Source organism: Stenotrophomonas maltophilia group sp. vghtpe118, assembly GCF_052605195.1.
The window spans coordinates 787259-802327 of sequence record NZ_CP199672.1 but is presented as its reverse complement, the minus strand read 5'-3'; the positions used below and the strand labels follow the sequence as shown (position 1 = coordinate 802327).

The following is a 15069-nucleotide window of genomic DNA, read 5'->3' as shown; positions in this document are numbered from 1 at the left end:
AATCTCCCGCAGCAATCGATGTTCTGCAATGAAGACGGGTGGCCAAGGCAGGGCCCGCCTGCGTGCGTTGCGGCGCTGTCAAAAGATGACGGCGCTGTCACAAAACTGTTGGCGGCTTTGACGCGATGTACACGTCCTGTTGGTAGATCCACGCGCCGCTCCCTGGCCCCTCCCTTCGATACGACGCGATGCCTTCGATGAATCCTGTTCCGTGCCGAGCCGTTCGCCTTCCGCTGCGCCTGCATCCGTTGATGCTGGCGCTGGCAGCGCTGCCGCTGCCGCTGCTCGCGCAGGAGGCAGCACCCGCGCCCAGCGTGAACATCAACGAATTCATCGTGCGCGGCAACACAGTGCTCGATCCGCGGGAGATTGAACGTGCGGTGGAACCGTTCCTCGGCCCGGGCAAGACCCTGGCCGATGTCGAGAAGGCGCGCGATGCCGTCCACGCGCTCTACCAGCAGGCCGGCTACCAGTCGGTCTACGTCGAGTTGCCCGAGCAGCAGGTCAGCGGTGGCGTGGTGCTGCTGAAGGTGCAGCAGACGCCGATCGGCCAGCTCCGCGTCGTCGGTACCCGCCACGAATCGCCCGAACGCATTCGTGAACGCGTGCCGGCATTGGCGGAAGGCAAGGTTCCGGACTTTGACCAGGCCCAGAAGGAACTGACCGCACTGAACGAAGGCGGGCGTCGCCAGGTGATGCCGCTGGTGCGCGAAGGCCAGGTGCCGGGCACGATGGATGTGGACCTTCAGGTCGAGGAGAAGTCGCCGTGGCGTGCCAGTGCGTCACTCAACAACGACCATGGCGCCGACACCGAGAAGCTGCGCCTGAGTGCATCGCTGGCCTACGACAACCTGTGGAAGCGTGGGCACAGCGCCAACCTTGGCGTGTATCTGGCGCCGGAAGATACGAAGCAGGCCAAGGTGTTCTCGGCCTCGTACACAATGCCGTTCGAAGGCACGCCGTGGAGCCTGGAAGCCTCCGGCTACAGATCCGACAGCCGCGTGTTGGATGCAGGTGGGCAGGTCGGCACCGGCACCGGCACCAATGTGATCGGCAACGGTCATTCGATCGGCCTCAAGCTCAACTACCGCCTGCCGGGCAGCAGCCAGTGGTGGCGCCAGCTCAGCCTCGGCGTGGATTTCAAGGACACCGAGGAGGACACGCAGATGGGCAAGGACAGCCTGAAGACGCCGCTGAAGTACGCGCCGATCACGCTGGCCTTCGTCGGCGTGCGCCAGGGCGAGCACGATCAGCTGAGCATCAACACCCAGCTGGTGGCCGGTACCCGCCGCCTGTTCGGTTACGGCAGCGACGCCACTGCGTTCGGGCAGAAGCGCTACTGGGCCGACCCGAGTTTCGTGGCGTTCAAGGCCGACGTGGACAACACGCATACCTTCGGCAGCGACTGGCAATGGTATGCGCGCGGCTCGCTGCAGGTAACCGATGCGCCACTGGTGTCGGCCGAGCAGTTCGCCGCAGGTGGCATGTACACCGTGCGCGGCTACCTGTCGGCCGAGGCGATCGGCGACTACGGCGGCCTGGCCAGCCTTGAATGGCGCACGCCTGCGTGGTCACTGTGGCGCGGCGCCGACCTGCGTGTCTACAGCTTTGCCGACGCAGCCTACCTGCGCCTGCGCCAGCCGCTGCCCGAACAGCGCGACAAGTACAACCTGGCCTCGGTCGGCCTGGGCGCGCAGCTGCGCCTGGGTGAACACCTGCAACTGCGCCTGGACTACGCCTGGCCGTATGCCGATGGCCCGGTCACGCGCAAGGACGATCCGCGCCTGCATTTCAACATCAGCACCAGTTACTGACCCTTCCCTTGAACATGCGTTCTCCGGAGACCCTTCGCATGGACCGTTTGCTTTCCCGAGTGTTGTTGCTGCTGGCCGCGCTGATTGCGCTGCCGACGGCTGCGGCCGATGCCAATTGGTGGCAGGCCGAATGGAAGTACCGCAAGCCGATCACCATCGACGCCGGACCGCAGGGCGCGGGCCTGGCCGGTGACCCGGGCCGCACGCCGCTGCTGCTGCGCCTGCATACCGGCAACTTCGGCTTCGACGGCACCCAGGATGCGGGCAACGACCTGCGCTTCGTCTCGGGTGATGGCCGTACCGTGCTGGCCCACCAGATCGAACAGTTCGATCCCAAGATGGGCCTGGCCCTGGTCTGGGTGGACGTGCCTGCGTTCAGTGCCGCCGCGCCGCAGACGATCTGGATGTACTACGGCAATGAAAAGGCCCCGGCCAGCGGCAACGGCCAGCAGGTGTTCGATCCGGACTATACGCTGGTCTACCACTTTGCCGAGGCCAACGCCCCGGCGCGTGATACCACCGCCTACGGCAACAACGCCGGTGCCGTGGCACCGCCGGCGGAAGGCTCGGTGATCGGTCGCGGCGTTCAGCTGGGCACCGCGCCGCTGCCGCTGCCGGCCAGCGCCTCGCTGGCACAGGAAGCGGGTGCACCGCTGACCGTCTCGGCCTGGATCAAGCCCGGCAGCAACACCGCTGCGCAGGCCATCTACGCCCGCCGAGATGGCGCGTCCGAACTGGTGCTGGGCATCGAGAACCGCGTGCCGTTCGTGCAGCTCAATGGCCAGCGCAGCACGCCCGCGCAGCCGGTTCCGGAAGGACAGTGGGCACACGTTGCACTGACGGCAGAGAAGGGCGCGTTGCAGCTGTACCTCAACGGGCGCGTCGTTGCCCAGCTGAGCGGTGCGCTGCCGGCGCTGGGCACGGCTCCGGTGGTGGGTGCCGATGCGCCGGGCGCGGTGCAGCCACTGGCCAACTTCGAAGGTGCGCTGGATGAACTGCGCATCTCGCGCGTGGCACGGCCGGCCGCGCTGCTGCTGGCCGATGCCACCGCACAGGGTGCCGATTCGCGGCTGATCAGCTACGGCGCCGACGAGCAGTCCGCCGGCCAGAGCCACTTCGCCTTCATCCTCAAGGCGATGCCGTTCGACGCCTGGGTGGTGGTCGCGATCCTCGGCCTGATGATGCTGCTGTCGTGGGCGATCATGATCGCCAAGAGCCGCCACTTCGGCCGTACCAGCAAGGCCAATGCGGTGTTCACCGAGAGCTTCGGCAAGCTGTCCGGCGTACCGCTGCGCACCCTGTCCGACATGGACCGCCAGGGCAAGGCACCCACCGCGATGCACGACGGTTCGCTGTGGCGCATCTACCAGGTGGCCATCGACGAAATGCAGCAGCGCCATCAGCGCGACGGCAACAGTGGCTACCTCAGTGGCGCCACCATCGCGGCGATCCGCGCGTCGATGGATGCGGTGATGGTGCGTGAGCAGGAGGCAATGGCACGACGCATGAACTGGTTGTCGACCACCATCGAGGGAGCCCCGTATGTGGGCCTGTTCGGCACCGTGATCGGCATCATGCTGGTGTTCGTGGTGGCGGCGATGGCCGGCGCGGTCGACATCAACTCTGTGGCACCCGGCATGGCCGCAGCGTTGCTGTGTACGGCGGCCGGCCTTGGCGTCGCGATCCCGGCACTGTTCGGCTACAACTACCTGGGCGCGCGTGCCGAAGCGATCGGTGCGGACATGGCAGTGTTCATCGACGAGTTCGCCGCACGCCTGGCCGAAGAGCAGGACGGGCGCGGCCCGGCCGCGGTGCAGGGCTGAGGGGCGCGCCATGGGCCAGAAGGCGAAGTTCGGCATCAAGAAGCGCGAGAAGGGCATCAACGTGACGCCCTTCGTCGACGTGCTGCTGGTGGTGCTGGTGATCTTCATCCTGACCAGCAACGCCTCCATCCCCGGCATCGAGGTCAACCTGCCGAAGGCGAGCAACAGCGTCGCGCTGGAGAAGCCGAAGACCAAGGCGATCACCATCGACCCCAGCGGCCAGGTGTTCCTGGATGCCTACCCGGTGACGATGGCCGAGCTGGAAGATCGCCTGCGCACCGAACGCGCGACCACGCCGGATTTCCCGGTGATCGTGCGCGGCGACGCACAGGTGCAGTATGCCCGCGTGGTCGAGGTGCTGGACCTGCTGCGGCGCCTGGAGCTGGCCCAGGTCGGCCTGGTCACCGGCAAGGCGCAGGGCTGAGGCATGACCGCCCATCAACCCCCTCGGCAGGAGCCCGGCATGCGTGGCCGCCCGTTGCTGGTGACCGTCGCGCTGGTGCTGGCCGCGTTGCTGGTGCTTGGCGTCGCGCTGTGGTGGCTGTTGTTCAAGGACACCGCAAGCACCCGCCGGCCGGTGGTGCAGCCGCCGATGCTGGCGTTGCCGCCACCGCCTCCGCCACCCCCGCCGCCGCCGGAGAAACCGCCGGAACCGGAAACGCCGCCGGAAGAGGCGATGCCCGAACCGGAGCCGCTGGATCAGCCGACGCCGGCCGAAGAGCCGACGCCGACCCCGGACAACAGCGATCCGGTGACGATGAATGCCGACGCGCAGGCCGGTGGCGACAACTTCGGCATCCAGTCCGGTAGTGGTGGCGGTTCGTCCGGTGTCGGTCGTGGCGGTGCCGGCAATGCCACCTATGGGCGCTACCTCGGCTACCTGATGCAGCAGGCGATCTCGCGCGACGACAAGGTCAAGCGCCTGGCGTTCCAGTTGCAGGTGAATGTGTGGCTGGCCAGCGATGGTCGCCTGGAAAAGGTCGAGCTGGTGCGTGGCAGTGGCAACGAGGAGGCCGACGCGGCCGTGCTCGATGCACTGCGTCGCATCGGCAAGGTCGACCAGGCACCGCCGCCGTCGCTTGATTTCCCCGCCCGCGTCCTGATCCAGGGCCGCCGGCCCGGGGCCTGATTCCTCGAACTCCGTGATTTCCCTTCATTCGATGAGAACCGTGATGAACGACCACGTCCGCGCACGAACCGATTCCCGCCGCCCGCGGCCGGCCCGACGGGCGCTGCTGTGCTGCGCCGTGCTGCTCAGCCTGGCCGCCCCGGCCGGTGCGATGGCCGCCGAAACCACCATGGTCAAGCTGATCAAGGGCTTGATCGCCAGTGGTGCGCTGAAGCCCGAAGACGGCCAGGCATTGCTGGTGCAGGCGCAGGCCGAAGCAGCGGCGTTGCAGCACACCGCGGCCGCCGGGACACCGGCCGCCAGTGGTGGCGTGGCCCTGGAGCCCGGTGACGTGCGCGTGCCTTACGTACCGCAGAGCGTGCGCGACGGCATTCGTGACGAGGTGCGCCAGGAGGTGATGACGCAGGCCAGGTCCGAGGGCTGGGCGGCGCCGAACGAAGTGGCTGAGTGGACCAAGCGCATCAAGGTCACCGGTGACATGCGCGTGCGCAGCGAGTCGCGCTTCTTCTCCGAACGCAACAGCGACATCGTCAGCAACTGGTCGTCGATCAATTCCGGCAACGGCTTCGACACCAACACCAACACCAACCTGCAGCTGCCGCCGCTGCTGAACACCCGCCAGGACCGCCGTAACCTGTGGCGCATCCGTGCGCGCCTGGGCATCGAGGCAACCATCGGCCAGCACACCACGGCCGGCGTGCGCCTGGCCAGCGGCAGCAGCAATGGCCCGGTGTCGACCACCGAGCAGCTGGGTGGCGGCCTGAGCAAGAAGGACGTGTGGCTGGACCAGGCTTGGCTGGCCTACAGCCCGGCGGACTGGGTGACGGTGCGCGGTGGCCGCTTCGGCAATCCGTTCTGGACCAGCGACACGCTGTTCTCCAACGACATCAACTTCGATGGCCTGGCTGCGAACCTGAAGTATGACTTCGATGACGGCGACCTCGATCTGTTCGGCAACCTCGCGGTGGTGCCGCTGGAGTACACCTCCGACAGCTCGCCGAGCCAGAGCCGGGTCAAGACTCCGAACGAGAACAAGTGGCTGTCCGGTGCGCAGGTCGGCGTGAACTGGCGTTTCAACGATGACAACGCGCTGCGCGCGGCGCTGGGTTACTACGACTTCAAGAACATCAGCGGCCGCCTGTCCTCGCCGTGCGCGCTGTACGCAGGCGCGGTCGGCTGCGACACCGACTGGTCGCGCCCGGCCTTCATGCAGAAGGGCAACACCCTGATGCTGATCCGCGACATCGCACGCAACCCGCTGGATCCAGCCAACACGCCCACCCCGCAGTACGTCGGCCTGGCCTCGGCATTCCGCCTGGCCACGCTGAACCTGCGCTGGGATACGCAGCTGGCCCAGGGCATCGGCCTGCGCCTGGACGGCGACTACATCCGCAACCTGGCCTACGACAAGCAGGCGATGTTCAGCCGCGCCAACAACGGCATCGTCAACAACTACGGCGCCGGTGGTACCGCCAGCATCGACACCTTCCGCAGCGGCGACACCGCCTGGATGGTGCAGGCCACCTTCGGTGCCACCGACCTGAAGGAGAAGGGCCAGTGGCAGGCGCTGCTGGGCTACAAGCGCATCGAGGCCGATGCGCTGCCGGACGCCTACAACGACCCGAACTTCCACCTCGGAGGCACCAATGCCCGCGGCTACTACGTGGGCGGCGCCTACGCGCTGGACGCGCGCAGCTGGATCAGCGGCAAGTGGATGGCGGCCAAGGAAGTGTCCGGTGCTCCACTGTCGATCGACGTGTTCCAGCTGGAGTTCAATACCGGGTTCTGAGTGACGGCGTGATGTGGATCACGTAGTGCGTGGCGGGGGTGCAGCGATGCGCCCGTCTAGGGAAAGGAGACCACGCGCTGCACATAAGGAGGAGTGGATGAGCCGTCGCAAGCTGTTCGAAAGTTCCGAACCGTCCAGCCGATCGCTGGGCGTCGGCCCGGCCTATGTCTCGGTGGAGGGGCTGCGCCAGCACCTGGCGGAGTTCCTGCTGTATGCGGGCCGGCCGGTGGTGATCATGCGCGGGCGCAGCGAAGTGGGTTACTTCCTGCCAGCGCGCTGCTGGCGCCAGCGTGACGATGATCCGCTGGCGGCCGCCGCCGCCGACCAGCTGCTGGACGCGGCCGGGTTCCAGGCCGAGGATATCCAGCAGGTAGAGCAGGAATTCAACGCGATGCGCCAGCGCACCGTACTGCATTCACGGCGCTGAGCCTTTTGCAGAGCCGGGCATGGGCTTGGCTCTACAGTAGATCCACGCCATGCGTGGATGGGGTTACGCAGCACCCCCGCGCTCACTGGTGATGCGTGCACCCTCGCGCATCACCAGGGTCACCGGGGTCTTCTCCACCACCTCCAGCAACCGCTGCCACTGCGCATCACTCAGCTCGGCGCTGGCATGCAGCACGCGGTGCACGTGGAAACGTCCATCCTCGTCACGTTCCGAGCGCAGCTCGGCATGGAACTCGCCCAGCTCCCAGCCCTTGCGCTGCGCATACATGCGCAGGGTGATGGCGGTACACGCCGCCAGCGAGGCCAGGTACAGGTCGAACGGTGCGAAGCCCTTGCCCTGGCCGCCCAGCGAGGCGGGCTCGTCCGCGTCCACATCGAAGCTGCCGTTGCTGATGTGGTGCAGATAGTTGTCGGCGGTCGAAACAATGCGTGCGTAGGCCATCACGTTCTCCATCTGTCTGTGGCGTCGAGCCAGGCTCGACTGCGCCAAAAAGGGCGGCCCCAGCCAGGACCGGCGCCGCCACCCCATCACTCGGTACGATCGTACGAGAACTGGATGCCCGCGGTACCACCGGTTGCGATGAAGAGGTTCATGAAATCCGGGACCGTTGCCGAGCGGGCCCAGTCGCGCTGCAGTTCGCAGAGCACCTGCCATGCGTGGATGAACGAGCCCGCGGCTTGCCGCCCACGGCCGCGCAGCCCACAATCCACGTCCGGACCGTCGCCATCACGCCCATCATTCCCCGGTCCGGTCTTGGCACCTATGTCTCCCAATGCCCTGGCGCTGGTCGAGCTGCTGATCCGCGAGCGCCGCGCGTTGTCCCGCTTCATCGCACGCTATCTCGACCCGGCCAGTACTGAGGACACCCTGCAGAACCTGTACCTGAAGGCCAGCAGCGTGCCCGGCGATCCGCCCATCCTGGAGCCGCGCGGCTATCTGTACCGGATGGCCTACCATCACGCGCTCAACCGCAGCCATGCCGACGCGCGCGAGCGGCGAGCGATGGCCGAGTACGCCGTCGACATGGGCGATGCAGGGCATGATGGCGAGGCGCAGGCGCTGGACCAGGCGCAGCTGCGCGAGATCACCCAGACCATCCTCGCCCTGCCGGCCCAGGTGCGCGAGTGCTTCGTGCTCAACCGCTACCTGGGCCTGAGCGAGCGCGAAATCGCCGCGCGCCTGGGAATCTCCAAGAGCCTGGTCGGCAAGCATGTGCTGCGCGCAGCGCTGCTGATCCAAAAACAGCAGCAGGGAATGCGTCGATGAGTGGCGATTACCGTGGGCAGATCGCGCCCGCCGTTGTCACAACAGGAAAGCGCACCCGTTCGTGGTGCGGCAGGCCACAATCATGACCACCTCCGAACCCTCGCCGCGTCAGGCCAGGCAGGCGTTGCGCTGGGTGATACTGCGCAGTGCAGGCCCGCTGCCGGAACGCCAGCAACGAGCCCTGCAGCGCTGGCTGCAGGCCGATCCCCGCCACGCGCGGGCCTGGCGCCAGCAGCGGGCCTTCTGGCAGCGGTTGGACGCTGCCGGGCCCGAGGTGCTGGCCGCGCTGCCCGAGCTGACCGCAGATCGGCAGGGGCTGCGCCCGATCGCACCGCGCCGCCGTCTGCGCTGGCTGCTCGCCAGTGCTGCGGCCGCAGTGCTGATGGTCGCGGCCACTCCGCACGCGTTGCTGCTGGCGCGCAGCGATGTGCGCAGCAGCGATGCGCCGCGCGTGGTGCGGCTGGACGACGGCAGCACGGCGGTACTCGATGCCGGCACCGCACTGGCATTCACGTTCGATGGCCAGCAGCGGCGCGTGCAGCTGCTGCACGGGCAGGCCTGGTTCCAGGTGGCGCATGAGCAGCGACCGTTCCAGGTCGAGGCCGGCGGTGGCCAGATCCGCGATATCGGTACGGCGTTCAGCGTGTCGATGCAGGGCGCCACCATCACCACCGACGTCAGCGAGGGCGTGGTCGATGTGCGCCCGGGCGATGGCAGCGTGCAGCGCCTGCGCGCCGGGCAGGTGCGCGCGTTCCGTGACGGGCGCTGGTTGCAGCCGCTTCGGCAGGCCGCGCCGGAGGCGATGGCGCCGTGGCGCCGTGGTGAGGTGGTGATCGACGGTCTGCCTGCCGCGCAGGCCATCGCCGATCTCGGCCGCTACCGGCGTGCCCCGGTCTGGGTGGTGGGCGGGCAGGGCACACGCGTGCGGGTCAGTGGCCTGTTCCATCTGCAGCAGCCGGACACGGCCATCGACGCCGTGGCCGCGCAGGCGGGACTGCGGGTGCAGCGCTTGCCCGGTGGTGCGTTGCTGGTGTGGTGAAGCGCCCGCGGAGCACGCATGAACCGGCTGCATGAAAAAACATGAAAAAACCGTGGGCAGTCGTCGTACCCCGCTGTCTATAGAGGTATAGCCAGAGCGAAACCGCGTTTCTTCTCAAGCCAGACACACCACCGGGCACCGGACGTGCCCGTGGTCCCGCCCCGCTTGAGGAGTTCCTTTCCATGCCGTCCACGGCATCCGCCTGTCATCGTCGCGCTACCGTCCTGGCCCTGGCCATCTCCACCGCATTGCTGCCGCTGGCCTGGGTGCCGGTGGTGCAGGCGCAAGCCACAGTGGCCGCACCGCTGCGCACTTACGCCATTCCGGAACAACCGTTGGCCGATGCCGTGCGCAGCTTTGGCCGCCAGGCCGATGTGCAGGTGGTCTTCCGCAGTGACCTGGTGGAGGGCCGTCGATCCAGCGCGGTGAGCGGCGAGTACAGCCAGATGCAGGCCCTGCAGCAGCTGCTGCGCGGCAGTGGTGTGCGTGCCCAGCGCGGCATGAATGGCACCTGGAGCCTGCGCGCCGCAGCGGAGGCGGGGGAAGGGGAAGGGGAAGGGGAAGGGGAAGGGGAAGGGGAAGGGGAAGGGGAAGGGGTGCGGGTGACCGAAACACTGGACGTGGCCGGCCGCCTGCAGTCGGAAGGGGGCGAGGCCCGCGATCGGCGCGGCTACGATGATGTGTTCGCGCTGGATCTGACCACGGCGTACTCGGGGCGCGACCGTGTGGAGCGTTATCGCGGCTCCAACCCGGCCGACGTGGTCAAGGATCTGGTCGGTGTGTTCAGCGGTGATGCGCGCAACAGCGGCGCGCTGGACATCAACATCCGCGGCATCCAGGGGCCGGGGCGGGTGCCGGTCAGCATCGACGGTGGCGAGCAGGCGCTCACGGTCTGGCGCGGCTACAACGGCGTCAGCAACCGCAACTACATCGATCCCAACCTGATCGGTGGCATCCAGGTCATCAAGGGGCCAGGGCTGGTGCGCGATGTGCACAGCGGGATCGGTGGCGCGCTGGTGATCAAGACCATCGACGTTGACGACATTGTTGCTGCCGGCGAGCGCTTCGGCGGGGAGCTGAAGATCGAAGGCAGCAGCAATGCGGTGGCGCCACGCCTGCCGCGGCTGCATACCGGCGAGGATTACCGCACGGTGCCCGGGTTCCCGCAGGGCTCGCCCTCGGCACCGTATGCCGACAGCACGCTGCTGGTGCCGGTGAAGTCGCGCGGTTCTGAAACCAATGTGTTCGCCGGGGAAGACCAGGCCTGGCGGCTGGCGCTGGGCCTGCGTGGCGAACACGTGGACCTGATGGCGGCCTATGCCTGGCGCAAGCGCGGCAACTACTTTTCCGGCACCCGGGGCGCGGCGTACTACGACCAGGATCCGCGCGAGCAGTTCGAGTACAAGGGCCTGGACTACATCACCACGCTGGCGCGCTACTTCAAGCCCGGCGACGAGGTGCCCAATACCTCCAGCGAGCAGGAATCGTGGCTGCTGAAGGCGACCTGGCAGATCAACGACGACCAGCAGCTGCGCGCGACCTGGCGGCGCACGCTCTCGCACTACGGCGAGATCATGCCCTCGCGCATCCTGTCCGCGCCCGACTACGGTCGCATCCAGTGGCCGCTCAGCCGCGTCGATGCCGATGCCTGGAACCTGGAATACCACTGGCAGCCCGCCGGAAGCCGCTGGCTGGACCTGCGTGCCAACCTGTGGCGCACCGAAACCACCAGCGATACGTACACCGCTGGCGGCTTCCCCAATTTTGCCAGCAACCCCGACGGGAACCCCGGCAGCAGCCCGATCCTGCGCAATACCGCGCTGGCCAATGCCCGCAACGACCGCACCGGCCTGACCCTGAGCAACCGCTTCGCGTTGCATTCCACCCTGGACCTGACCGTGGGCGGCAACTGGCAGTTCGAGAAACTGCGCTCGGCGGACCCGTACTTCGGCGTCAGCGATGGCTGGCGCATGTACCCGCGCGCAGGACGCCGCCAGGAAGGTGAGGGCTACCTGGTGCTGGACTGGCTGCCGGTGGATTTCCTCTCCCTGAGTGCTGGCGTGCGCTACGCGCGCTATTGGGCCTTTGATGATTTCCTGCAGGACCACCCGGAGCTGATGACCACCTCGGTGTTCCCCAAGGAGGCCCGCTACCGCGTCAACGAACTGCCCGAACGCCCGGCCAGCCTGCAGGGCGAGATCGACGCCATCGAGTCGCAGCGCGCGTTCTGGGACAGCATCGGCATGGGCTTCATCGTTGATGATCTGCTGAAGGGCCTGCTGAGCAGGTATGAGACGCCGGTTGCGGTGGACCACACCATTCCGTGGCTGCCGGATGCGGACGGCAACTACAGCCGTGCCAGCAACCCCTGCCTGAATGGCCAGGTGGCGGCCATTCCCGGGCGGTTGCCGGTGCAGGGTGCGCAGATCCTGTGCAGCATCCAGAGCGGGCGGCCGCAGACGGTGTCCGGGCGCAATGAGCGCAGGCGCGACCATGCCTGGCTGCCGACCTTCTCGGCCACCGCGCATTTCTCGCCCAATGCGCGCGCCTACGTCCGCTACAGCGAGGCGGTGCGTTTCCCCAGCATGTTCGAGAGCACCATCGCGTTCTCCAGCAGCCTGAACCCGCTGTACCCGCTCAAGCCCGAGCACGCCTACAACTACGAAGTGGGCTACGTGCACAACCTGTCGGCGCTGTTCGGCAACACCGCGGATGCCGACGTGAAGTTGGCCTACTACGTGCACAAGACCCGCAACGTCATCGAGCGCGACGGCAATTTCCTGTTCGACAACCTGGACAAGCAGCGCATCCGCGGCGTGGAGCTGCAGGCCCGGTTCGACAACCGCCGCTTCTTCACCGACCTGGGCATCATCCGCACGCTGGAAAACAAGGTCTGTGACGAAAGCATGGCGGTGCAGCTCGATGCACTCGCCGGCAAGGTGCCCAACTGCGTGCAGGACGGCTTCGTCAGTGGCTACCTGCTGACCCAGGCCATTCCCCGCTTGTCGGTGAACGCGTCGCTGGGCACCCGGCTGTTCGATGAGCGCCTGGAGCTGGGCAGCCGCATCGTGCATTACCAGCGCCACCAGAACCCGGACCTGCAGGCCTACCGTGACCGCCTGTACGCCGGCAGTGGTGGCCTGATCTGGCAGAACGTGCCGTTCACCTGGGGAAACATCACCACCGTCGATGCCTACGCGCGCTGGCGCATCAACGACCATGCCAGCATCGAGCTGGTCGGCACCAACCTCGGCAACCGCTACTACGTCGACCCGGCCACGCGCTCCACGCTGCCGGCGCCAGGGCGCACGCTGAAGCTCGGTGTCACCGCGCGCTTCTGATGACCTGTTCCGTTGTTGTACCCGTAGCTCTCTCAACCCAAGGAGTAGTTCCATGAAGATGATCTCCCGTTCCGTACTGGCCGTGGCCGCCACCTTTGCCCTGGCCGGTGCTGCCCAGGCTGCCGACATCGTCGGTGCGGCCAGCGCGGCCACCGATTCGCAGCTGTACGTCAAGGTCGGTGCTTCCGAAGTCAACGGCGGCCCGCACAGTGCCGGCAAGGCCGGCATCGGTGTCGGCACCGTCTCCAACGCCAAGCCGGTCGATTTCCAGGGCCTGGCCGCATACTCGGCCCCCACCACCGTGGGCAACGTGACCGTACGTACGCTGGCCATGCCGATCACCGGTACCCCCGGCAACCATGCCGGCATGGGCCACTTCAACTTCGTCAAGGTGGGCAGTGGCGATGTGTGGTTCGGTGAATGGTCCAAGGATGGCGCCGCGGGTGGCTTCAACAACCGCCAGGTTTACTTCGCTGGCGACCGCGCGGGCACCACGTTGCCCAGCGGCACCGCCACGTACGAGGTGGCCGGCCTGAACAAGTTCAACGGCAGCAACCTGCTCAGCGGCACCTTCGCCGCGAACTTCGGTACCGGCAAGCTGACCGGCGGCCTGGCCGGTGGTGGCCAGACCCTGGCGATCAACGCCAACATCAACAGCGCCGATGCGTCCTTCGCCGGCACCGCTGTGGCCAACGGTTCGGTCACCGGCAACAGCCAGGGCCAGTTCTTCGGCGCCAACGCCGCCACCCTGGCCGGTATCGCTACGTTCGCCGGCAACAGCCAGTACGACACCGCCTTCGGCGGCAGCAAGAACTGATCGCCACGCCCCTCACGGGGCAGGGCAGGGACAAGCCGCGATCCGCCAGTCCCTGCTTCGGCCCGCTGCATGCACCGCCACGGATCGACCATGCGCCACCCCATTTTCCTTGTGTTCCTGCTGCTGGTTGCCGCCGACGTGCGCGCCCAGCAGGACGATCTGCGCCGCGTGCTCGAACAGGGCAGCGAACTGCGCCACCAGCAGCAGGACCAGCAGCGCCTGCAGCAGGCCGAATCGCAACGGCCGAGGCTCACCATCGATGGCCAGACCGTGCGGGTGGAGCGCACCGTCGATGATCTCGGCCAGGCCCTCTACCTGTCATTGCAGCACCAGCAGTGGCCGGCCGCTGCGGCGTTCCTGGCCGAATACATCGAGCTTCCCGGGCACGATCCGCTGCTGCGCCACTACGCGCAGGGTGCGTTGGCCCGCGTGGCCGGTGACCATCCGCGCGCTGCACGGGAGTACGAAGCGCTGCTGGCAGCGCAGCCGGACTTCCTGCCCGCCCGCCTTGAACTGGCACGCGTCTATGCCGAAGACCAGCGCGACCGCGAGGCGGTGGCATTGTTCGGTGCAATCAAGGCCGGTATCGACAGCAACGATCCGGCCACTACGGGTGTCCGCGCTCGCGTGGACAGCTATCTGGACGCGTTGCAGGCACGCAGGCGCTGGAAGGCGGCGGTCGCCGCCGGGCCTGCATGGAGCGACAACATCAACCGCAGTTCGGCCAGCCGCACCTGCCTGTTCGTCGTCGGCGACACCTGCCTGATCGAACGCACGCTACCCGAAGCGCAGCGCGCCACCGGCCTGGACTACGACGCCAACCTGGAACGGCGCTGGGCGTGGGCCGGCCATCATGGACTTTACGTGCGCGGTCTCGCTTTCGGTCAGGCATGGCGCGGGTACAGTGCATACAACGAGCTCAACGCCAGCGTGCAGGCCGGTTACAGCTGGCGCAGTGCACGGCACACCCTGCAGCTGGCGCCGAGCTATGACTTCCAGGCGCTGGGCAACCACGCCCTGCAGGGCGGCAGCGGCGTGCACGGCGAGTGGCAGTACGCCCTGGACGGGCGCAGCCTGCTCAAGCTGGAGGCCGACTGGAAGCGCCAGCGCTACCGGGAGCCGGGCCTGGCTGACAACTACGATGGCGATCTGGCAGCGCTGTATGCCACCTGGTTCCGCGCGCTCAATCCGCGCTGGACCCTGTTCGCGGGCATGGACCTGACCGACAGCAGCGCAGCCGACCCGGCCAACGGCTACCGCCAGCGCGGACTGCGGCTGGGCGCGGCGCGCCAGTGGAGTGGCACCACGGCCACGGTGTTCGTGTCGTTGCGTCGCCGTGACTATGATGCCTGGAGTCCGTTGCTGGAGGCGCGCAGGCAGGACGACGAACAGAACCTGATCGCCATCGTGCGCAGCGAGCGGCTGGCGGTGGGCGGGCTGGTGCCCAGCCTGGGCCTGCGCTACGCCCGCATCGACAGCAACGTCGGTTGGCTGTACAGCCATGACCGCAGTCTGCTCAGCCTGAAATGGGAGCGTGCGTTCTGAACGCACCGCTGCAAGGCCGGAGTGAATGCGCCGCGGCTGCGATCTTCATCGATCATCA

12 protein-coding genes are annotated in these 15069 nt (G+C 67.4%); 11 read left to right on the top strand and 1 reads right to left on the bottom strand.

Annotation, left to right across the window (positions count from 1 at the left end):
- Positions 1-197 precede the first annotated feature (197 nt).
- The 6 genes from ACUDTM_RS03820 to ACUDTM_RS03795 all read left to right on the top strand — a co-directional run bounded on the left by ACUDTM_RS03820 (position 198) and on the right by ACUDTM_RS03795 (position 6982).
- A complete protein-coding gene (locus tag ACUDTM_RS03820) occupies positions 198-1814 on the top strand; it encodes a ShlB/FhaC/HecB family hemolysin secretion/activation protein (RefSeq protein ID WP_445391172.1) in 1617 nt (538 codons plus the stop codon).
- A 38-nt stretch (positions 1815-1852) separates the two neighbouring features.
- The gene (locus ACUDTM_RS03815; protein ID WP_072168830.1) at positions 1853-3637 is read left to right on the top strand and encodes a DUF2341 domain-containing protein; all 1785 of its coding nucleotides are present in this window, start codon (positions 1853-1855) and stop codon (positions 3635-3637) included.
- Positions 3638-3647: 10 nt separating this feature from the next.
- Positions 3648-4061 (top strand): ExbD/TolR family protein, encoded by a 414-nt coding sequence (locus tag ACUDTM_RS03810; RefSeq protein WP_005409874.1) that lies wholly within the window; start codon positions 3648-3650, stop codon positions 4059-4061.
- 39 nt (positions 4062-4100) lie between these two features.
- Positions 4101-4766 carry a cell envelope integrity protein TolA gene (locus tag ACUDTM_RS03805; protein WP_088496240.1) on the top strand — a complete coding sequence of 222 codons (666 nt, stop codon included), beginning with the start codon at positions 4101-4103 and terminating at the stop codon, positions 4764-4766.
- Between the two features lie 43 nt (positions 4767-4809).
- On the top strand, positions 4810-6555 hold the full coding sequence (locus ACUDTM_RS03800) for a putative porin (protein WP_072168828.1): 1746 nt from the start codon (positions 4810-4812) through the stop codon (positions 6553-6555).
- 97 nt (positions 6556-6652) lie between these two features.
- Positions 6653-6982 carry a hypothetical protein gene (locus ACUDTM_RS03795; protein WP_088496241.1) on the top strand — a complete coding sequence of 110 codons (330 nt, stop codon included), beginning with the start codon at positions 6653-6655 and terminating at the stop codon, positions 6980-6982.
- A gap of 63 nt (positions 6983-7045) precedes the next feature.
- Here ACUDTM_RS03795 and ACUDTM_RS03790 read toward each other — a convergent pair whose 3' ends face one another.
- A complete protein-coding gene (locus tag ACUDTM_RS03790; RefSeq protein WP_094000713.1) occupies positions 7046-7444 on the bottom strand; it encodes an OsmC family protein in 399 nt (132 codons plus the stop codon).
- A 321-nt stretch (positions 7445-7765) separates the two neighbouring features.
- Here ACUDTM_RS03790 and ACUDTM_RS03785 point away from each other — a divergent pair, with 321 nt between their 5' ends.
- From ACUDTM_RS03785 to ACUDTM_RS03765, 5 genes are all read left to right on the top strand, one after another.
- On the top strand, positions 7766-8269 hold the full coding sequence (locus ACUDTM_RS03785; protein WP_445391171.1) for an RNA polymerase sigma factor: 504 nt from the start codon (positions 7766-7768) through the stop codon (positions 8267-8269).
- Positions 8270-8351: 82 nt separating this feature from the next.
- Complete coding sequence (locus ACUDTM_RS03780; protein ID WP_445391170.1) at positions 8352-9308, top strand: FecR family protein; 957 nt, start codon at positions 8352-8354, stop codon at positions 9306-9308.
- Positions 9309-9490: 182 nt separating this feature from the next.
- Positions 9491-12649: a TonB-dependent receptor domain-containing protein gene (locus tag ACUDTM_RS03775; protein WP_445391169.1), complete on the top strand. Its 3159-nt coding sequence runs from the start codon at positions 9491-9493 to the stop codon at positions 12647-12649.
- A gap of 52 nt (positions 12650-12701) precedes the next feature.
- The gene (locus ACUDTM_RS03770) at positions 12702-13466 is read left to right on the top strand and encodes a Slam-dependent surface lipoprotein (RefSeq protein ID WP_111007795.1); all 765 of its coding nucleotides are present in this window, start codon (positions 12702-12704) and stop codon (positions 13464-13466) included.
- A 90-nt stretch (positions 13467-13556) separates the two neighbouring features.
- A complete protein-coding gene (locus ACUDTM_RS03765) occupies positions 13557-15011 on the top strand; it encodes a surface lipoprotein assembly modifier (RefSeq protein ID WP_445391168.1) in 1455 nt (484 codons plus the stop codon).
- Positions 15012-15069: the final 58 nt, after the last annotated feature.

Coding starts and splice junctions, on each gene's coding strand:
- ACUDTM_RS03820 (WP_445391172.1), top strand. CDS start 198: ATGAATCCTGTTCCGTGCCGAGCCGTTCGCCTTCCGCTGCGCCTGCAT.
- ACUDTM_RS03815 (WP_072168830.1), top strand. CDS start 1,853: ATGGACCGTTTGCTTTCCCGAGTGTTGTTGCTGCTGGCCGCGCTGATT.
- ACUDTM_RS03810 (WP_005409874.1), top strand. CDS start 3,648: ATGGGCCAGAAGGCGAAGTTCGGCATCAAGAAGCGCGAGAAGGGCATC.
- ACUDTM_RS03805 (WP_088496240.1), top strand. CDS start 4,101: ATGCGTGGCCGCCCGTTGCTGGTGACCGTCGCGCTGGTGCTGGCCGCG.
- ACUDTM_RS03800 (WP_072168828.1), top strand. CDS start 4,810: ATGAACGACCACGTCCGCGCACGAACCGATTCCCGCCGCCCGCGGCCG.
- ACUDTM_RS03795 (WP_088496241.1), top strand. CDS start 6,653: ATGAGCCGTCGCAAGCTGTTCGAAAGTTCCGAACCGTCCAGCCGATCG.
- ACUDTM_RS03790 (WP_094000713.1), bottom strand. CDS start 7,444: ATGGCCTACGCACGCATTGTTTCGACCGCCGACAACTATCTGCACCAC.
- ACUDTM_RS03785 (WP_445391171.1), top strand. CDS start 7,766: ATGTCTCCCAATGCCCTGGCGCTGGTCGAGCTGCTGATCCGCGAGCGC.
- ACUDTM_RS03780 (WP_445391170.1), top strand. CDS start 8,352: ATGACCACCTCCGAACCCTCGCCGCGTCAGGCCAGGCAGGCGTTGCGC.
- ACUDTM_RS03775 (WP_445391169.1), top strand. CDS start 9,491: ATGCCGTCCACGGCATCCGCCTGTCATCGTCGCGCTACCGTCCTGGCC.
- ACUDTM_RS03770 (WP_111007795.1), top strand. CDS start 12,702: ATGAAGATGATCTCCCGTTCCGTACTGGCCGTGGCCGCCACCTTTGCC.
- ACUDTM_RS03765 (WP_445391168.1), top strand. CDS start 13,557: ATGCGCCACCCCATTTTCCTTGTGTTCCTGCTGCTGGTTGCCGCCGAC.